18 protein-coding genes are annotated in these 18,835 nt (G+C 71.8%); 8 read left to right on the forward strand and 10 right to left on the reverse strand.

Annotation, left to right across the window (positions count from 1 at the left end):
- Positions 1–1,212: an MFS transporter gene (locus HALOF300_RS08425; RefSeq protein WP_156740515.1), complete on the forward strand. Its 1,212-nt coding sequence runs from the start codon at positions 1–3 to the stop codon at positions 1,210–1,212.
- A gap of 361 nt (positions 1,213–1,573) precedes the next feature.
- Here the strand turns inward: HALOF300_RS08425 and HALOF300_RS08430 are convergent, their stop codons facing one another.
- The 4 genes from HALOF300_RS08430 to HALOF300_RS08445 all read right to left on the reverse strand — a co-directional run bounded on the left by HALOF300_RS08430 (position 1,574) and on the right by HALOF300_RS08445 (position 5,590).
- On the reverse strand, positions 1,574–2,464 hold the full coding sequence (locus HALOF300_RS08430) for an endonuclease domain-containing protein (RefSeq protein ID WP_231955147.1): 891 nt from the start codon (positions 2,462–2,464) through the stop codon (positions 1,574–1,576).
- Positions 2,465–2,733: 269 nt separating this feature from the next.
- Complete coding sequence (locus HALOF300_RS08435; RefSeq protein ID WP_156740517.1) at positions 2,734–3,474, reverse strand: DUF2306 domain-containing protein; 741 nt, start codon at positions 3,472–3,474, stop codon at positions 2,734–2,736.
- Positions 3,475–3,548: 74 nt separating this feature from the next.
- Positions 3,549–4,220 (reverse strand): response regulator transcription factor, encoded by a 672-nt coding sequence (locus tag HALOF300_RS08440; protein ID WP_156740518.1) that lies wholly within the window; start codon positions 4,218–4,220, stop codon positions 3,549–3,551.
- Positions 4,217–5,590 carry a sensor histidine kinase gene (locus tag HALOF300_RS08445; protein WP_156740519.1) on the reverse strand — a complete coding sequence of 458 codons (1,374 nt, stop codon included), beginning with the start codon at positions 5,588–5,590 and terminating at the stop codon, positions 4,217–4,219. The genes HALOF300_RS08440 and HALOF300_RS08445 overlap by 4 nt, the downstream gene beginning before the upstream one ends.
- Before the next feature lie 132 nt (positions 5,591–5,722).
- On the opposite strand from HALOF300_RS08445, the gene HALOF300_RS08450 reads away from it, so the two are divergent.
- The gene (locus HALOF300_RS08450; protein WP_156740520.1) at positions 5,723–6,208 is read left to right on the forward strand and encodes a GNAT family N-acetyltransferase; all 486 of its coding nucleotides are present in this window, start codon (positions 5,723–5,725) and stop codon (positions 6,206–6,208) included.
- Between the two features lie 68 nt (positions 6,209–6,276).
- On the opposite strand, the gene HALOF300_RS08455 is transcribed toward HALOF300_RS08450, so the two are convergent.
- The 6 genes from HALOF300_RS08455 to HALOF300_RS08480 all read right to left on the reverse strand — a co-directional run bounded on the left by HALOF300_RS08455 (position 6,277) and on the right by HALOF300_RS08480 (position 12,944).
- A complete protein-coding gene (locus tag HALOF300_RS08455; RefSeq protein WP_156740521.1) occupies positions 6,277–7,584 on the reverse strand; it encodes an alkaline phosphatase family protein in 1,308 nt (435 codons plus the stop codon).
- A 110-nt stretch (positions 7,585–7,694) separates the two neighbouring features.
- The gene (locus tag HALOF300_RS08460) at positions 7,695–8,423 is read right to left on the reverse strand and encodes a glycerophosphodiester phosphodiesterase (RefSeq protein ID WP_156740522.1); all 729 of its coding nucleotides are present in this window, start codon (positions 8,421–8,423) and stop codon (positions 7,695–7,697) included.
- Positions 8,420–9,826, reverse strand: a complete 1,407-nt coding sequence (locus HALOF300_RS08465; RefSeq protein WP_156740523.1) for an ABC transporter substrate-binding protein — start codon at positions 9,824–9,826, stop codon at positions 8,420–8,422. The genes HALOF300_RS08460 and HALOF300_RS08465 overlap by 4 nt, the downstream gene beginning before the upstream one ends.
- Before the next feature lie 55 nt (positions 9,827–9,881).
- Positions 9,882–10,817 carry a carbohydrate ABC transporter permease gene (locus HALOF300_RS08470; RefSeq protein ID WP_156740524.1) on the reverse strand — a complete coding sequence of 312 codons (936 nt, stop codon included), beginning with the start codon at positions 10,815–10,817 and terminating at the stop codon, positions 9,882–9,884.
- Positions 10,814–11,776, reverse strand: coding sequence for a carbohydrate ABC transporter permease (locus HALOF300_RS08475; RefSeq protein ID WP_231955148.1), 963 nt, complete (start codon positions 11,774–11,776; stop codon positions 10,814–10,816). Before HALOF300_RS08475 ends, HALOF300_RS08470 begins: the two co-directional genes overlap by 4 nt.
- A 430-nt stretch (positions 11,777–12,206) precedes the next feature.
- Positions 12,207–12,944 (reverse strand): sulfite exporter TauE/SafE family protein, encoded by a 738-nt coding sequence (locus tag HALOF300_RS08480; RefSeq protein ID WP_156740525.1) that lies wholly within the window; start codon positions 12,942–12,944, stop codon positions 12,207–12,209.
- A 147-nt stretch (positions 12,945–13,091) separates the two neighbouring features.
- On the opposite strand from HALOF300_RS08480, the gene HALOF300_RS08485 reads away from it, so the two are divergent.
- The 6 genes from HALOF300_RS08485 to HALOF300_RS08510 all read left to right on the forward strand — a co-directional run bounded on the left by HALOF300_RS08485 (position 13,092) and on the right by HALOF300_RS08510 (position 18,812).
- Positions 13,092–13,757 (forward strand): IMPACT family protein, encoded by a 666-nt coding sequence (locus tag HALOF300_RS08485; RefSeq protein WP_156740526.1) that lies wholly within the window; start codon positions 13,092–13,094, stop codon positions 13,755–13,757.
- Positions 13,758–13,803: 46 nt separating this feature from the next.
- The gene (locus HALOF300_RS08490; protein WP_231955150.1) at positions 13,804–14,640 is read left to right on the forward strand and encodes a siderophore-interacting protein; all 837 of its coding nucleotides are present in this window, start codon (positions 13,804–13,806) and stop codon (positions 14,638–14,640) included.
- Positions 14,641–14,837: 197 nt separating this feature from the next.
- Positions 14,838–15,890 (forward strand): ABC transporter substrate-binding protein, encoded by a 1,053-nt coding sequence (locus HALOF300_RS08495; protein WP_156740527.1) that lies wholly within the window; start codon positions 14,838–14,840, stop codon positions 15,888–15,890.
- The gene (locus HALOF300_RS08500) at positions 15,887–16,936 is read left to right on the forward strand and encodes a FecCD family ABC transporter permease (RefSeq protein ID WP_408636784.1); all 1,050 of its coding nucleotides are present in this window, start codon (positions 15,887–15,889) and stop codon (positions 16,934–16,936) included. The genes HALOF300_RS08495 and HALOF300_RS08500 overlap by 4 nt, the downstream gene beginning before the upstream one ends.
- Positions 16,933–17,994 carry a FecCD family ABC transporter permease gene (locus HALOF300_RS08505; RefSeq protein WP_156740528.1) on the forward strand — a complete coding sequence of 354 codons (1,062 nt, stop codon included), beginning with the start codon at positions 16,933–16,935 and terminating at the stop codon, positions 17,992–17,994. Before HALOF300_RS08500 ends, HALOF300_RS08505 begins: the two co-directional genes overlap by 4 nt.
- Entirely contained in the window at positions 17,991–18,812 is an 822-nt protein-coding gene (locus HALOF300_RS08510) for an ABC transporter ATP-binding protein (RefSeq protein ID WP_156740529.1), read from the forward strand. Before HALOF300_RS08505 ends, HALOF300_RS08510 begins: the two co-directional genes overlap by 4 nt.
- Positions 18,813–18,835: the final 23 nt, after the last annotated feature.

Below are 18,835 nucleotides of genomic sequence, written 5' to 3' on the forward strand. Positions count from 1 at the left end.
GTGCCCGCCCAGCCCACGCCGTCGCCCCTGCCGCCCCGCGGGCTGCGGACCGCGATCATCGCGATGGCGATCGGCGGCTTCGCGATCGGCACCACCGAGTTCGCCACCATGGGGCTGCTGCCGCAGATGGCGACGAGCCTCGGCGTCTCGGTACCGACCGCGGGCCAACTCATCTCCGCCTACGCGATCGGCGTCGTGATCGGGGCACCGCTGATCGTCGTGGTCGCGGCCCGGCTCGAGCGCAAGCAGCTCCTGGTGCTGCTGGCCGTGGCGATCGCCCTCGGCAACGCGTTCTCCGCGCTCGCGCCGGAGTTCGGCTCGATGGCAGTGTCCCGGTTCGTGGCCGGCCTGCCCCACGGGGCGTACTTCGGCGTGGCCTCGCTGATCGCGGCGACGCTCGCCCCGGCCGGCCGCCGGGCGCGCGCGGTGTCGCAGGTGATGCTCGGGCTCACCATCGCGACCATGATCGGCGTGCCCCTGTCGACGGCGCTGGGCCAGTGGGCGGGATGGCGCGCTGCCTACTGGGTGGTCGTCATCGTCTCGCTCGCAGCCGTGGCCGCGATCTGGCGGTTCGTACCGGCGCTGCCCCGCCCGGCGGGCCAGCGCGCGAGCGCCCGCGGGGAGCTGCGGGCGTTCCGGCACGCACAGGTATGGTTCACCCTCGGCATCGCGGCCGTCGGGTTCGGCGGCATGTTCGCCGTATACAGCTACATCGGCGAGATCGTGCCGGAGGTGCTGGGCCTGTCCATCGGCGCGGTGCCCCTGATCCTCGCCGTCTTCGGCACCGGGATGACCGTCGGCACCCTGATCGCCGGGCGCCTGGCCGACCGCTCCGTGATGGGCACCGCGATCGCCGGGCTGGCCGGGATGGCCGTCCTGCTCGCCGGCTTCGCGCTCACCGCGCACTGGGCCGTCGTCGGGGTCATCGGGCTGTTCGCGATCGCCACGATCTCGCAGTTCCTCGGGCCGTCGCTGCAGACGCGGCTGCTGGACTCCTCCCCGGACGCGCCGTCGCTGGCCGCCGCGCTGCACCACTCCGCGCTGAACATCGGCAACGCCGTGGGCGCATGGGTCGGTGGCCTGGTGCTGGCCGCCGGCTTCGGCTACCTGGCGCCCGCGTGGGCCGGGTCCGTGCTGGCGGTCGGCGGGCTCGGGATCGCGCTCATCGCCGTGGCCGCGCAGCGGCGCGCCGACGCCGCAGGTAGAGGTTGACGGCGGCCCCGCTCTGGTTCCGCTGACTTGAGATGCGGGTCGCGCCCGCGCCGACCCACAGTTCACGTCAGCGGAACTCCGAGGATGCCCGTTCCGCTGACTCGAGATGCGGGTCGCGAGCCGCACAACCCACACTTCGCGTCATCGGAACGGGGGCGTCGGTTCCACTGACTCCAGATGCGCATATCGGGCGGACATACCGACACTTGAAGTCAGCGGAGTCACGAGGCGCCGCGTTCCCCTGTCTCGAGATGCGGGTGCCGAACGTACCAACCGACCATTCGCGTCAGGGGAGGCGAGCCTGAGCGTTCGGCCCAGACGTCAGGGGGCGAGCCGGGGCGTCAGGGGGCGAGCCGGGGCGTCAGAGTCGGTCGGCGCGCGCACGCCGCACGCGCTTGAGCACGTTCTCGGGCCGACCGAACAGTTGCTCCTTGGTCACTCGGACCACGATCCAGCCCCGGGCGGCGAGATCCTCATACCGAGCGATGTCGAAGTCCCATTGCTCGCCGTCGGTCAGGTGGTGCTCACCCTCGTACTCGATGGCGATCTTGAGTTCCGGATACGGGAGATCGATGACAGCGACCATCGTGCCGTCGACCCATAACTCCCAGTTCGCCTCGGGCTCCGGCAACCCGGCTCCGACCACCAGCAGGCGCAGCCAGGTCTCGGGCCGTGATGCAGACCGCGTCCGGATCAAGGGCAGCGCTTCCCGCAGCGAAGCGATGCCCACGCGCCGACCGCTCCCGACCACGCCTGCCAGTTTCGCGATCGTCGTCAGCGGCGGCGGCGTGGTCGTGAACATCTGCTCGCGCACCAGCGCATCGCCGACGGCGACGAGGTCGCGCAGGTCCGTGAGCACAGTGCCGAGCATCGCCCAGGTGGTCGCCGGTGAGGCGAGGCGGACGCCGTACCTGGGATGGGTGACCACGCCCGCCCGATCCGCGTGCACCGCGTGGCCGCGGACCGCATGGTTCCGCGGCACGCGAGCCGGGCTCAACACACCGACGTCCGGCTCGAGAGGCGCTGCGAGGATCAACCGCGGCGGCAACGGCACGCCCCAGAGCAGCGCGGCCGTGAGGTGGGTGAAGAACTGGTTCGCCGGCATGACGAGCGCGTACGCCAGCGCCCGTTCGCTCAGTTCGGCCTCCTTGCGCGCGACTCGTCCGGGCTTGGCCACATCCGTGTTGCGCGCATCGCTCTTGGCAGCACCCGCGTGCCGCGCGTCTCCACGCTCGACCGTGCGCGTCCGCACACCCCGGAAGGGTCGGCCGAGATCGCGTGCCCGAAGTCGCGATGGGGTGACGCCGCGCCCCCGAGCCTGCCTCACCGAGAACGTCCGTCCAAGAGCCTCGGGGAGTTCACCACGCCTCATGGGGTCACGGTGCACCCACCCTCACGCCTCCTGGCGCCTCGCCCATCGGTCCTGTGGACGATCGCTCCTCGCGGATTCCTGTGGATGAGGCGCACCCGATTCCCCTGTCTCGAGATGCGAATGCCGACAGAGCATACTCACGACTCACGTCAGGCGAGCGCGCCCTCGACGCGTCGGGTCCGCCGACGCCGCAGGTAGAGGTTGACGAACAGCAGGTTCGGGATGAACGCGAGCCAGCACGTCGCGGCGTAGGCGACGCCGAACAGGGCGTCGAAGTCACCGCCGTACACCGACTGCAGGATCGGTAGCTGGCCCACGATCGTCAGGCCGAGCCAGGCCCGGAACGTGACCGCGGCGAACGTCACCGCGAAGTTGCGGATCATCCACTGGCCGTGCTGCCGATAGCGTCCGGCGCGCGCATGGGCATAGGCGAGCGCCGCCGTCGTGATCCAGAGCAGGTCACCCACCACGAGGCCGGCCGCGGCCACCGGACCGGACGTGGTCAGCAGCGCCACCACGATCCCGACGATCGAGGACGGGACGACCCCAGCGAACAGGTACACCCGCCCGATGTAGCGGTGCACGCGCGGCACCCGGCGGATCCGCCGCACGAACTGCAGCGGCCCGAGCGTGAGTGCGATGGCGCCGGTGGCGATGTGCGTCCACAGCAGCGGGTAGTGCCAGGGCAACTCGTCCCGGGTCTCGACCTGGGAGGTGGACACGTCGAAGCCCCCGTAGACGACGGCCGCGTAGGCCACCACGCCGAGGGAGAGGAACGCCACCGCCACCACCCGGAACCGGTTCCTGCCCGTGGCGGGTGGCTTGGACATGGCCGCGACGATCGCGTCCCGCCGGTCGGGGTTGCTGGGCCTGGTGAGCTGGTCCGTCATACCCGCGATCCTGCGCCGCGGGGCATGCCCGCCACATCGGCCCGCGGTCCAGAACCCGCCCTGCCACCGTGGTCCTAGCTCGCGGGTGGTCCCTGCCCCGGAGTGACGACGCCGTGGTCGAACGCGTACACGATCGCGGCGGCCCGGTCCCGCACGCCGAGCTTGCCGAACACGGCCCCGACGTGGGACTTCACGGTGCCGTCGCTGACGTGCAGGCCCGCGGCGATCTCGGCGTTCGTGGCGCCGCGAGCCATCCACCGGAGCACCTCCGCCTCGCGCTCGGTCAGCTCCTCGAGGCGTCGGCGCTGCCGCTGGTCGGGCACCACGGAGCGCCGGTACGCGGCCAGCAGCCGGGGGCTGACGGCGGGGTCGAACCAGGCGGCGCCGCCGGCCACGGCCCGCACGGCGTGGATCAGGTCGGTCGCGCCGGCGTCCTTGAGCAGGAACCCGGCGGCGCCCGCCTCGAGGGCGCTCCAGAGCACCTCGTCCTCGTCGAACGTGGTCAGGATCAGCACCGGCGGCGGCTGCGGCAGCGCCCGCACCTCCCGCGTCGCGGCGAGCCCGTCCCGGCGCGGCATCCGCACGTCCATCACCACCACGTCGGGCCGGGACCGGGCGACCGCGGCCGCGACCTCGGTGCCGTCGACGCACTCGGCGACCACCTCGAACCCGTCCGCCGGGGCCAGGATGCGCGCGATCCCGGCGCGCACGATCGCCTGGTCGTCGGCGAGGACGACCCGGATCACGGCGCACCACCGATCGGAACCTCACAGCGCACCGTCCACCCGGCCGGTGTCGGCCCGGCCTGCAGGTCTGCTCCGATGACCTCGGCCCGTTCGCGCATCCCGAGCAGGCCGTAGTGGCCGTGCACCGGGCGCGGCGGGACGGGTCGGAGCGGCCCCTCGGTGACGACCTCCATCATCACCGAGTCCGGCCCGACGGCGGTGCGCACCCGCGTGCGCGCGTCGGGTGCGTGGGTGGCCGCGTTCGCGAGCGCCTCCTGCGCGATCCGGTAGAGCGTGAGCCCGACGGCGGAGCCCGGCCCGGGTGCGCCGGTGGCAGTTGTTGCGCCCGTTCTGGCGGGTGCGCCGGTGGCGCCGGGCGCAGCCGTCCTGCCGGATGCAGCTGTCCCTCCAGGCGCACCGGTTCCGTCGGGCGCATCCGTCTCACCGGGCGCACCGGTTCCGTCGGACCCGTCGGTCCCGTCCTCCAGCGCCACGTCCAGCCCGCGTTCGGCGTAGCCGGCCACGAGCACGGGCAGCTGCGCCAGGCCCGGTAGCGGGGCGTTCCCGGACGGTTCGCCGTCGGCGCGGAGCAGGTCCATGGTCGCGCGGAGGTCCTGCATACTCGCCCGGCCGACCCGTTCGGCCGTGGCCAGGGCGTCGTCGGCGGAGTCGACGTCGCGGCGCAGCACGTGCCGGGCGCTGGTGACCTGCAGCAGCACGGCCGCCAGCCCGTGGCCGACGAGGTCGTGCAGATCCCGGGCGATCCGGCGTCGCTCGTCCTGCACGGCCCGTTCGGCGAGCTCGCGCCGGGCCCGGGTCAACTGGGCGGTGGTCTGCTCCTGGCGGCGGACCACCCAACCGAGGACCGCCGGGAACGAGATGCCGACGACCCACGGCGCCCACGCCACCTCGGCCTCCGGCCGCCCGAGCGCCAGTGCGAGAACGGCGACGACCGACAGCGCGACGAGCGCCCACGCCGTCGGGCGGTGCTCGCACCAGGCCACGCTCACCAGCGCGAACAGGGCGAGCAGGAACAGGGCCGGCTCGAAGTCCCCACCCCACAGCGCGCCGGCCGTGCCGACGATGACCGGGGCGGCCAGGACCGGGATCGACACGTCCCAGCGATACCAGGCCGCGAAGGCGGCGACCGGGAGCAGCAGGAAGAGTCCGTTGCGCCAGTCACCCGCGTCCGCGATCACGGCGAGCAGCGCGAACGCCACCGCCAGTACCGGCACCAGCCGGCGCGCGGGTCCCACCTCGCGGCCCGGGGGCGGCTGCGCCTCGGGCCGGGCCTGCTCCATCGAGGTCATGGCCACGACGGTACCGCCGCCGTCCCACCACAGGTCCAGCCGCCCCCGCTCGGGCTCCGCGTCCCACCTCCCGGTGCTCACCCAGTACCCGCCGCACTGACCTCGCCCGCCTCGATTCCGATCTCAACTCCGCGGGTACTAGGTGAGCAGCGTCCGAAGGGGCGGCGTCACCCGCCTCGGGACCCGAACCTGCCATGCGGCACGATGGGAGCCATGATCTCGATCCGCACCGCCACCGCGGCCGACGACGCCGCGATCGTCGCCATCGATGACGCGACCTGGTCTCCCACGAACTCTCCCGTGTCGGCGCCCGAGGGGCCGCGTTCGGCGTTCGCGCATCTGCCCACGTCGGATGTGCTCGTGGCGGTCACGGCCGAGGCCCGGGTGGCCGGCTACATCCAGTGGCACAACGTCTTCGGCATCGACTCCCACGCCCATGTGCTCGAGATCAACGGACTCGCAGTGGACCCCGCGCTGGCCGGCCGAGGCATCGGTACCGCCCTGGTGGAGGCGGCCGTGGCCGAGCTCGGCCGGCGCGGCGCGCGGAAGGTGAGCCTGCGGGTGCTCTCCACGAACCCGGCCGCGCGCCGGCTGTACGCCCGCTGCTCGTTCGTGGAGGAGGGCGTGCTGCGCGGGGAGTTCCTGCTCGACGGCGCCGAGGTGGACGACGTGCTCATGGCCCGCCACCTCCCCCGCTGAGCCGCGCCGCTGAGCCGCCCCGCTGAGCCGCCGAGCCCTCCGCTGAGCCGCCCAGTGCGCTGGCGCGGCTACCGCTCGACGAGCGTCGCGACGAGCACGTCCGCGATGAAAGTGCCCTCGGCGGTGGGCAGGTCGAGGCCGAGCACGGCCGCGAACGTGGGTGCCTCGTCGAGGATGGAGCGCCGCCCCGCGTGCACGCCCGCCGCGAAGTCCGGGCCGGACGCGATGAACACGGGCTGCCCGCCGTGCTCCGGGTGGTGCCCGTGGTTGCCGACGTAGCCGATGAAGTCCGCGTCGCCCGGCACGGCGATGACCGCGCGGTCCAGGTGCGGCGCCACCAGCACGCCCGGCTCGGAGATCACCACGTACTCGAACGGGCCGTCCAGGCCGAAGCGCTCCAGGGCGGCTGCCGCGGTGATGATCTCGTCGATCCGGAACGCGGGGTGCTCGACGATCTCGACGAGCACCGCCTCGACCTGCGCGCGCCGGGCCTCATCCAGGCCCTCCGTGAGGAACAGCTGTGCGGACAGGCCGGCGCCGTGGCAGTACACGTCGTAGTCGACGAGCGCCCCGGCGTCATCCAGTCGCAGCAGCCCGCGCTCGGCGAACAGGGCGTTGAGGTTCGTGTGCTGGGTGGTGGCGAGGTGGCCGTGGTCACTGACGAGGACGATGTTCGTCGACTCGAACGTGCCGACCTCCTCCAGGGTGGCGAGGATCTCGCCGAGGATCGCGTCGATGCGGCGCAGGGCCGCGTCCACCTGCGGGCTGTGCGGCCCGGTGGCGTGCCGGGCGGCGTCGACGGCGACCAGGTGCACGAACATCACGTCCGGTCGTTCCACGCGCAGGATGTCCTGGGTCACGCCCGACGCGAAGTCGTTGAAGTCCCGCTTCGGGGTCCAGACGACCTTGTGCACGTGCGGGGCCACGTAGGTCTCCCACGCGCCGGGCGACGCGGTGCCCCGGTAGAGCTCCTCGATGCCACCCCACTGGTCGACCTGCCACACCTCGGGCACGAGCACATCGATGTTCGGATCGTGCGCGGTCACCGGCCACTGCACGGCCGCGGTGCGCAGCCCGGCCGCCTTCGCCGCGGCGAACAGGGTGGGCACCCGGATGTGCCGGGAGTCCCAGAACCAGACCGGGTCCGGGGCGTGCGGGTCGAAGGTCACGTTGTTGTAGATCCCCGACGTGGCCGGTGTGCACCCGGTGGTCTGTGCCGTGTGGTTCGGGTAGGTGACGGTCGGGAACACGGACTCGATCTCCGCGATCGCGGACCGCTCGATCAGCCGGGAGAACGTGGGCAGGGTGCGCGCGTACTCGAGGTCCTCCCCCACCATCGCGTCGACGGAGATGACCAGCAGTCGGTTGCGTGCCATTGGGTGTGCCTTCCATGAAGGGTCGTCAAGCGGGCGACGGCGGGGGTGCCGTCGGGCGGGACCGTGCGGCAGCCCGCGCGAGGGTCTGTTCGCCCCGCGCAGCCCCCGGCTCAGAGCGTCGGTTGCGCCGCGAGCGCCGCCTCGGCGGTGCGGCGTGCCCAGGCCGGGTCGTCCGCCGTCATGAAGTCGACGCCGCCGGCCAGCCCGGCCGCCACGTCGGCGTCTGCCAGGGTGGGCCAGCCGGTCACGGTGACGCCCCGCGCCTGCCAGTGCGCCACCTCGTCCCGGGTCAGCCCGGAGTAGCGCAGCGAGTAGTTCCCACAGCCCAGCTCCGCCAGGGCGGCCCGCTGGACGTCGGTGGTCTCGGTCGCGATGAGGCCGGTGCGGTACCCGGGGTCGACCCGGAGCACCTCGGCGAGCGCCTCCGGCTTGAAGCTGATGAAGATCGACTTCTCCGCGTATCCTCCCTCGGCCACCAGGTGGGCGACGGGTCCGGCGGCCTCGAGCGCCTTGATCTCGATCAGGACCGGCACGTCGATGGCGTCGAGGGCGGCCTGGATCGTCGGGATCCGCTCACCTCCCGCGAGCTCGACCTCCTGGAGCTCGGCCCAGGTGAGCTCGGCGATGGCGCCGGTGGTGCGGCCCGATCCCACGGCTGTGCGGTCGACGGTCGGGTCGTGGTGGACCACCACGTGCCCGTCCGCGGTCAGGTGCACGTCCAGCTCGATCTGGTCCGCGCCGTCGGCGACGCCGCGTGCGAACGAGGTGAGCGTGTTCTCCGGCGCCAGGGCGCACGCGCCCCGGTGCCCGACGATCTGTGGGATCGGACCGGCGATCATGAACCCTTGACCTCCTCAAGGTCTTCGCGGTTGTCCTCGATGACCTCCTCGAAGGCGGCCTGCAGGCCCTCGAGGACGCCGGCGACATCCGCGTTGTCACCGTAGACCTGCGCCATGGCCGTGGCGAACTCGGTGGCGCCGGCCTGGTACCAGGTGGGCTCATCCGCGGTCTGGGCGTTCGGCAGCTGCTCGAGGGCAACGCCGAAGTTCGGGTTCTCGGCCACCAGGTCGGTGACCGTGTCGGTCTCGAGGGACTCGGTGACGATCGGCAGGTAGCCGGTGCCGGCGTGCCAGAACGCGGCGTTCTCCGGCTCGGCGAGGAACCGGAACAGCACGGCGCAGGCATCCTGACGCTCCTGGGACTCCGCCTTCACGATGGACAGACCGGAGCCACCGGTGGGCACCTTCGTCTCGTCCTCGATGCCACCGAGCATGAACGCGGTGCCGATCTCGAACTCGGCGGACTCGGTGGCCCCGCGCAGGGACGCGGTGGACCCGTGGGTGCCGGCCGCCAGGCCCGTGGTGAAGTCGGTCATCGCGGACTGGGCCATGTACCCGAACCCGTCGTCGTGGATGAACTTCGCCTTCCACTCCAGCCATTCCTGCATCGGGCCGTCGGTCACGGTCACCGTGAGCTCGTCGGAGAGCTGACCGCCCCAGGCCCAGGTGTGCGCCTGGCCGTACCAGTTGTCACCGGCGCCGAACGCGAACGGCATCAGCGGCTGACCGGCGACGCTCACGCTCTTCAGGGCCGGCGCGAACTCGGCGAGATCGGCCCAGCGGGTGGGGCCCTCGTCGGGCAGGCCGACCGCCTGGTACTGGGTCTTGTTGTAGTAGAACAGCGGCGTCGAGCGGGCGAACGGCACCACGTAGGTCCGGCCGGCCGCGACGCCCTCGTTGACGTAGTTCTGGAGGTACACGTCCAGGGACCACTCGTCGTCGAAGTAGTCGTCGAGCGGGGCGAGGGCGTCGGAGAAGTAGAACTGGATCCACTGCATCTCGGGGAAGCAGACGATGTCCGGCACCTGGCGGGCCTGCAGGGCCGCGGTGAACTTGGTGTTCAGGTCCGCGTAACTGCCCTGCGACTCCAGCGCCGCGTAGATGTCCTCCTGGGAGTCGTTGAACTTCGTGAACAGCTCCTGCAGGGCCTCGAAGTTCACGCCGGTGAACGGTGCCCAGAAGAGGATGTTGGTGCGGTCGGCGTACTGGGACGGGATCTCCGTGACCGGTGCCTGGGAGAACTCGGGACGCAGGTTCGAGCCCGCCTCGCCGTCGTCGGCGGCAGCGCCGCCGCCAGGGGCGCCGCACGCGGCCAGGCCGAGGCCCGCCGCGGAGGCGCCGAACGCCGTCAGCAGGGTTCGACGGTTCAGCATCAGCGAGGTGTCCAGACGGGACGAGGACATGCGGATCTCCTGTGGGTTGCTTGGGTTCTTGAGGTCTGGTGGTGCGGGTACGGACTCAGCCCTTGAGCGCGCCGGCGGCGATGCCGCCGATGATGCGCTTCTGAGCGAAGAAGAAGACGAGGAGCATCGGCAGGGCGACCATCACGGTGCCGGCCATGATCGAGCCCCAGTTGGAGTAGCCCTCCTGGCTGCGCAGGAACATCAGCCCGATCGGCAGCGTGCGCATGTCCGCCGTGGACGTCACGATCAGCGGCCAGACGAAGTCGTTCCACTTGCCGAACATCACGATCAGAGTTCCGGTGAGGATCATCGGGCGACACATCGGCAGCACCACCGACCACATCCGGCGCAGGTGCGCGGCGCCGTCGATCTTCGCGGCGTCGACGATCTCCGTCGGCACCACCCGCATCTGCTGGTAGATGAGGAACATCGCGAACGCGCTGCCGATCCCGGGCAGGATCAGACCGGCGTAGCTGTTCAGCCAGCCGAGGTGGCCCACGGTGATGTAGTTGACGAGCAACGTGACGTGCCCGGGCAGCATCAGCGAGCCGATCATCACCAGGAACAGCGGGGTCTTGAACCGGAACCGCACGAACGCGAACGCGTAGGCGGACAGGATCGCGAGCCCGATCTCCAGCGTGGTGCCGAAGAACGTCGTGATGATCGAGTTGATGAAGAACCGGTCGAACGGGGCCGAGCGCCACGCCTCGGCGAAGTTCTCCGGCTCGAGGATCGTCGGGATCCACTGCAGCGGGTAGGAGTAGATCTCGTTCTCGGCCTTCAGGGCGGAGCTGAACAGCCAGTACAGCGGCAGCACGAACACCGCGATCACGAGCGCGAGAGCCAGGTACTGCAGTACCCGCAGCGCCGGGTTGTGCACCACCTTGCGGTTCGGCGCGCGGGGAACATCGGTCTCGGCGGGGTCCGTCGGCTCCGCAGGGTTCACCGTCGGCGCCGGCGCGGTGACGGGAGGCTTTATGTCGAGGCTCATGAGTAGTGCACCTGCCTGCCCTGCGCACGGGCCTGGATGAGGGTGACGACGAGCAGGATCAGGAACAGCACCGTGGCCGCCGCGGCCGAGGTCCCGACGTCGAACTTCTTGAACGCCTCCTCGTAGACCATCCAGTTCAGGGTCGTCGAGGAGGAGCCGGGCCCACCGTCGGTGAGGGTGGCGATGATGTCGAACGCCTGCGCGGCGCTGATGATCCCGGTGACGGACAGGAAGAACGTGACCGGCGAGAGCAGCGGCCGGGTGATGTACCAGAACAGCTTCCGGCCCCGCGCGCCGTCGAGCTCGGCGGCCTCGTAGACGTCCTGCGGCAGGTCCTGGATGGCCGTGTAGTAGATGATCGTGACGAAGCCGAGGCGCTGCCACGAGTACGCGATGATGACCGCCCACAGCGACCAGTCCGAGGTGGTGGTCCAGTTCGGCGAGTCCAGACCGACCATGTTGAACAGCCACCGGCTCAGGCCGTAGGTGGGGTCGAACATGAACAGCCACAGGACGCCGACGGCCGCGCCGGGCAGCATGTGCGGGGCGAACGCCATGGTGCGGGCGAACCCGGAGAACTTCAGCCGCTGGGCGAGCAGCTGCCCGACCCCGAGCCCGAGCACCAGCGTCCCGCCGACCGCCACCAGGGTGAACAGCAGCGTGTTGGCGAGCACCTCGGCGAACCGGGGGCTGGCGAACATCCGCTGGTAGTTCTCCAGACCGACCCACTCCGGGAACGGGGCCACGAGGTCCCAGTCCATGAAGCTGAGGATGAAGTTGTAGGCCGTCGGGTAGTACGAGAAGACCACGATCGCCGCGATGTTCGGCAGGATCAGGACCAGGAAGAGAATGGCCTCGCGCCGGTTCGAGCGGCGACGCTCGGGCGTCACGGGCCGCTGGGGCGGCTTCGCCGCCTTCGACTTCCCGACGGCGATCGGCGCCTTGGTCAGCGCGCTCACGGACGCCTGCCGAGACACTGGGTTGAATCGAGCACCGGTACCTCCTGAAAGCCCGGAACGTGTTCCGCGGGCCGTTGGGAAACGTACGAGCCGAGGGTGAATACCAGAGCGTCGGTAGTCGACGCTCCGGTGAACACCGGTGAACGAGCCGACGAACCCGCAGGTCAGGCGCCCCGGGCAGGCGGCTTTGTGACGTGGCGCACACGGGCACCGTTGCAGATGCCGCAACCGGGGAGGTTCGTGAAGCGGACTTCAGGAAGTGCCTCGCGCGTGAGGAAGTACCTCACGCCGTCAGGCAGACCCGCAGGCCCGAAGAAGAAGTCTCTACCGTTCTGGCTCAGTCGCGAGGGCCTACCTCACCGCGGGAGGTCCTGTCTGGACGCGCCCGGCGGGCTCACGGCCGCACTCGCGTCACGGCGGTGCTCGGGGCTCAGATCCCAGCGAGCAGTCCCCGCAGCAGGGTCGCAGCGCCGCCGGCGTACGCCATCACGATCACGACCACCCGGGCTGCCGCCGGGCCCACCCGCCGCGCGAGGACCATCCCGACCGCCAGGCCGAGGAGCACCGCGAGCGCCACTCCCAGCCAGATCGACCAGCCGAGCGCCGCGAACGCCTCGGGGGCGCCGATGCCCTTGACCGCGAGCGAGACGAGGCCCATCACGAGGAAGACCGGTTGCAGGGTTGCGGCGAAGGACAGTTGCGACCAGCGCGAGGCCACGCCGTAGACGCTGAGGGCCGGGCCACCCACCCCGGCGGTGACGTTCATGAACCCGGATGCCCCGCCGAACGCGAGCATCGGCGCCCGGCCTGACATGGTGCCGAGCCGGGCGGCCAGGAACGACGCCGACATCCCGAGCAGCACGGCGAGCCCGATGCCGATATCCAGGACCCGGTCGGCGACGTTCAGCGCCACCCACGCCCCGGGGATCGTGCCCACGAGCGCGCCCGCCGTCAGGAAGCGGAACCGCTGCCAGTCGATCAGGTCGCGCAGCCGCACCAGCAGGAGCAGGGACGACAGCGTCCCACCCGCGTTCGCGACCACGACGCCGTCGAACGGTCCGAGCAGCAGGACCAGGAACGGCGCCGAGACCAGGGCGAAGCCGAGGCCGGTGATGCGCTGCAGGGCCGCCCCCGCCACCACGGCGAGCAGTGCCAGCGCGACGATCATGGGCGGGACCCCTCGGACGGGTCCGTTGTGCTGGTGATGGTGCTGACCTCCGCTGCCGCGCTCACGTCCGGCGACCCTATCTCGCCGACGGGCGGCACTTGGACGGCGCCCGGACCGGCGCCCGGACAGCTGCGGGAGGATGGGGAGATGACCGATCTGACCCTGCGCGGCGGCCCCGGTGCGCGCCTGGATGCCGAGATCGAGGTGAAGCGCTCGCGCTTCCTGTGCCGACTCGTCAGGGTGAGCGACGAGGACGAGGCGAGGGCCGCCGTCGAGCGGGCCCGCAAGGAGCACCACGGCGCCCGGCACCACTGCTCGGCGTTCGTGCTCGGCGGCTCCGGTGAGCCGGGGCAGGTACGCCGGTCCAATGACGACGGCGAGCCGTCCGGCACCGCCGGTGCCCCGATGCTCGAGGCCCTGACCGGACGCGGCCTGATCGATTGCGCGGCGGTGGTGACGCGGTACTTCGGTGGCGTTCTGCTGGGGGCGGGCGGGCTGGTGCGGGCCTACTCCGATGCGGTCCTGGCCGCCGCCGACACAGCGGCTTCGAATGGTCTGCTGGTGGCCCGCGAGCGCCGGGACCTGTACTCGGTCGCGTTGCCGCACGCCGACGCCGGCCGAGTGGAGGCAGAGCTCCGCCGTCATGCCGGGGTGATGGTCCTGGACACGACCTACGACGAGCGGGCCGTGCTGCGGCTGGCCGGGGACGGCGGTGAGCTGGCGGCGCTCGTGGCCGCTGCCACCTCCGGAGCGGGCGACCTGGTGCCGCTTGGCCACCAGTGGGTGGACGCCGAGACGACGGCTTCGAACTAGGGGTAAGGTAAGGCTCGCCTCAGTTCCGATCGGTCAGGAGTCCACGGTGGTTCGCACGAACATGACGGCGGTGCGGTCGAAGCCGGTGACGACGACGCTCGTCACCCTTGAGGTGCTGCGCAGCGAGCGGATCTCGCCGAGCTTCGCGCGCGTGAGCCTCGGCGGGCGCGACATCGAGCACTTCGTCCCGATGGGCTACGACCAGTGGTTCCGCCTGTTCATCCCGATCACGGACCCCGAGTCGCTGGGCTGGGTGCCCAGCAAGCTGGACACACTCAGCTACCTGAAGTATCTGACCCACGCCAAGACCGAGCGGCCGGTGCTGCGCAACTACACGGTGCGCGCGTACCGGCCGGACGGCCCGCTCGGTCCGGAGCTCGACATCGACTTCGTGCTGCACGGCAGCGCCGCGGACGGGACGGCCGGGCCGGCCGCATCGTGGGCGGAGACCTGCTCGCCGGGGGACGTGGTCGCCATCCTCGACGAGGGCATCGCGTTCCGCGCCGAGCCCGAACCGGGGCGGGTGCTGCTCGTCGGGGACGAGACGGCGCTGCCCGCCATCGCCGGGATCCTCGCCTCGCTGCCCGGGACGACCACCGGCCGGGCGCTGATCGAGATCCCAGCCGAGGGCGACCAGCAAGTGCTCGAAGGGCCCGACGGCGTCGAGGTCACCTGGGTGGTCCGGGACGACGTCCATCACACCCCGGGCCGCGCGGTGCTCGCCGCGGCGCAGGCGCTGCCGTCGCCGGCCGCGGGCACCTACGCGTGGGTGGCCGGCGAGCAGACGCTGCCCGTCGCGCTGCGCCGGCACCTGGTCCGGGGCGGCGCCGGGAAGGACGACGTCACGTTCTCCGGATACTGGAAGGCGTCCAGGCGGCACTGACCGCGGGCGGCAGGCGCACGGCGGCGATCCATGACGACGCACACCGGATCCCCGCGGCTGGCGTTGTCGGCGCACCGGCGCGAGTGTTAGGGTCGCCATACCTAAGCGCCAGGGTGGTTCTCCGGGCGCCCCAGGGGACCGCCGCGTGCGGCCCCTCCCCTTCCTTGTTCCCACACCGAGAGTGGAGTCCGTTTCCCGTGCGTTCCTATCGACCCCTGGCTGTGGCCGTCGCCGCGGCGGCCGCCCTGACCCTCGCCGCGTGCGGCTCCACCGCTGACGGCGCCGAAGGTTCCGCCGACGCCGACGATGCCGCCACCACGGCCGACTCGGGGGCCGAGTACCCGATCACCATCGAGCACGCGCTCGGCACCACCGTGATCGAGTCCCAGCCGGAGCGGGTCGCCACGGTGAACTGGGCCAACCACGAGGTGCCGCTGGCGCTCGGCGTGGTCCCGGTCGGCATGGCCGCCGCGAACTTCGGCGACGACGACGGCGACGGCCTGCTGCCGTGGGTCGAGGAGAAGCTGGAGGAGCTCGGCGGCGAGGCTCCGGTGCTGTTCGACGAGACCGACGGCATCGACTTCGAGGCCGTCGGGGACACCGCCCCGGACGTCATCCTGGCCGCCTACTCCGGTCTGACCCAGGAGGACTACGACACCCTCAGCGAGATCGCCCCGGTGGTGCCCTACCCCGAGGCCCCGTGGGCGACCCCGTGGCGCGAGATCATCGAGGTGAACGCGACCGCGATGGGCATGGCCGCGGAGGGCGAGGAGCTCGTCGCCTCCCTCGAGACCGAGATCGCCGAGGCCGCGGCGGCCTACCCGCAGCTCGAGGGCCGCTCGGCGATGTTCCTCACCCACGTGGACACCACGGACCTCAGCGAGGTCAGCTTCTACACCACGCATGACACCCGGGCCCTCTTCTTCGAGGATCTCGGCCTGAGCACGCCGGAGTCGATCGCGACCGCGTCCGCGGAGACCGACCAGTTCGCCCTCACCCAGAGCGCCGAGCAGGCCGACGCGTTCAACGACGTCGACATCATCGTCACCTACGGCGGCGACGAGCTCGTCACCGCCCTCGAGGCGGACCCGCTGCTGTCCCAGATGCCGGCCGTCGAGAACGGGGCGATCGTGAACCTGCCGGGCGAAAGCCCGCTCGGCACCGCCGCGAACCCGACCCCGCTGTCCATCTCCTGGATCCTCGACGACTACCTGGCCCTGCTGGGTGAGGCGGCCGACGCCTCTCAGTGAGCACGACCACCACGAACGCCCCGGGCGCCGTCGCGCAATCATCGCGACGGCGCCCGCGGCGCGCCCGCGGCCTCTGGCTGCTCGCGGTCGTCGCGGTGCTCGCGGCCCTGATGGTGGCCTCGATCCTGATCGGCTCCCGCGACGTCGACCTCGCCGACGTGATCGCCGCCCTTGGCGGCGGCACCGACGGGTTCGGTCAGGGATCGGTGGCCAAACGGATCCCGCGCACCCTGCTCGCCGTCATCACCGGCGCCGCGCTGGGGGTCTCCGGCGCGGTGATGCAGGGGGTCACGCGCAACCCCCTCGCGGACCCGGGCATCCTCGGCATCAACATGGGCGCCTCGCTCGCCGTGGTGATCGGCATCGGCTACTTCGGCCTCACCGCTGCGACCAGCTACATCTGGGTGGCCATCACCGGGGCGGCGATCACCGCCGTCGCCGTCTACGTGATCGGCTCGCTCGGCCGCGGCGGCGCCACGCCGCTCAAGCTCGCGCTCGCCGGCGCCGCGACGGCAGCGGCGCTCGCCTCGTTCATCAGCGGGATCCGGCTCATCCGCGGCGATATCTCCGACAGTGCCCTGTCCTGGCAGATCGGCGGCGTCGGCGGGGCCACGTTCGCGTCCATCGGGCAGGTCGCGCCGTTCCTGATCGGTGGGTTCGCGATCTGCCTGCTGTGCGCCCGCGGCCTGAACTCCCTCGCGCTCGGGGACGACCTGGCCGCCGGACTCGGCGAGCGGGTCGCCATCGCGCGCGGGGTGTCCTCGCTCGGCGCGGTGGTGCTGTGTGGGGCGGCGACGGCGGTGACCGGGCCGATCGGGTTCGTCGGGCTGGTCGTGCCGCACGCGTGCCGCCTGCTGGTCGGCGTGGACCACCGCTGGCTGCTGCCGTTCTCCGCCGTCACCGGCGCCGCGCTGCTGACCGCCGCGGACATCGTCGGCCGGATCGCAGCCCGGCCGAGCGAGGTCGCCGTCGGAATCGTGACCGCCCTGATCGGGGCGCCCTTCTTCATCGCGATCGTGCGCCGCCAGAAGGTGCGCGAGCTGTGACGACGCAGACGCACCGACCGGCGTCGACGCTCGACACTCTGGACGCTGTCCGCGGCGGCCGTACGCGACGCACGGCCCGCCGTCGGACCATCATCCTGGTGCTCGCGGTGGCGGTGGCGGTGGTCTTCGCGGTGACCCTCATGGTCGGGCGGACGTTCTACCCGCCCGCGGACGTGATCGCGGTGATCCTCGGACAGGACGTGCCCGGTGCGTCGTTCACCGTCGGCACGTTGCGGCTGCCGCGGGCTGTGCTCGCCGTCGCCGCGGGCGCCTGCTTCGGCCTCTCCGGCGTCACGTTCCAGACGATGCTGCGCAACCCGCTGGCCAGCCCTGACATCATCGGGATCTCCTCCGGCGCCAGCGCCGCCGCGGCGTTCGCGATCGTGATGCTCTCCCTGGGCAGCACCGGGGTGTCCGCGTTCGCGATCGTCGCCGGCCTGGCCGTCGCCCTGATCGTGTACGTGCTCGCGTTCAAGGATGGGGTGGCCGGGACCCGGCTGATCCTGATCGGCATCGGGATCTCCGCGATGCTGGACAGCGTCACCGCGTACGTGCTCTCCCAGGCCGCGCAGTGGGACCTGCAGGAGGCGACGCGCTGGCTCACCGGCAGCCTGAACGGCACGAAGTGGCCGGAGACGGTCACCGTGCTGATCGCCGCCGCCGTGCTCGTGCCGGTGCTGCTCGGACAGGCGCGCAACCTCTCCGCGCTGCAACTGGGCGAGGACACCGCCGCGGCGCTCGGGGCCCGCCCGGAGCGCACCCGGCTGGTGCTGATCCTCGCCGCGGTGCTGCTCATCTCCTTCGCGACGGCGGCCGCCGGGCCGATCGCGTTCGTCGCCTTCCTCTCGGGTCCGATCGCGGCCCGCCTGGTCGGCCCCGGCGGTTCGCTGCTGGTCCCGGCGGCGTGCGTCGGTGCACTGCTCGTGCTCGTGGCCGACCTGGCCGGCCAGTTCGCGTTCGGCACCCGGTTCCCGGTGGGCGTCATCACCGGCGTGCTCGGGGCGCCGTACCTGATCTACCTGATCATCCGCACCAACCGCGTGGGAGGCTCCCTGTGACCACGGACCACTCGCTGACCGTCGAATCCTTGACGGCCGGCTACGGCGACCGCACCGTGCTGAGCTCGCTCGACCTGCTCGTCCCACCGGGCGCGATCACCGCGATCGTCGGCGCGAACGCCTGCGGCAAGTCCACGCTGCTGCGCGCGATGTCCCGCCTGCTCGCCCCGCGCGGCGGCCGGGTGCTGCTCGACGGGCGGCAGGTGCACAAGATGCCGGCGAAGGAACTCGCGCGCACCCTCGGCCTGCTGCCGCAGTCGCCGATCGCCCCGGAGGGCATCACGGTTGCGGACCTGGTCGGCCGCGGCCGGCACCCGCACCAGGGGCTGCTCTCGCGGTGGTCCGCCGCGGACGACGCCGCGGTCGCGGCCGCCCTGGACGCCACCGCGACGGCGGACCTCGCCGAGCGCGCCGTGGACGAGCTCTCCGGTGGTCAGCGCCAGCGGGTCTGGATCGCGATGGCACTGGCGCAGCAGACCGACCTGCTGCTCCTGGACGAGCCGACCACGTTCCTCGACGTGAGCCACCAGATCGAGGTCCTCGACCTGCTCACCGACCTCAACGCCGACCGCGGCACCACGATCGTCATGGTCCTGCACGACCTCAACCTGGCCGCCCGGTACTCCGACCACCTGATCGCCATGGCCGACGGGCGGGTGCACGCCGTCGGCGAGCCCGGTGAGGTGCTCACCGACGAGACCGTGCGGACGGTGTTCGGGCTGGAGTCCCGGGTCATCCCCGACCCGGTCTCCGGCAAGCCGCTGATGCTGCCGATCGGGCGGCACCACGCGCGGGCGGGCGCGCCGAGCCTGGGCTGAGCCGGACGGGGGCACGTCTCGGA

It is taken from the genome of Occultella aeris, assembly GCF_902703175.1.
In the GTDB taxonomy this organism is placed as follows: Bacteria; Actinomycetota; Actinomycetes; order Actinomycetales; family Beutenbergiaceae; genus Occultella; species Occultella aeris.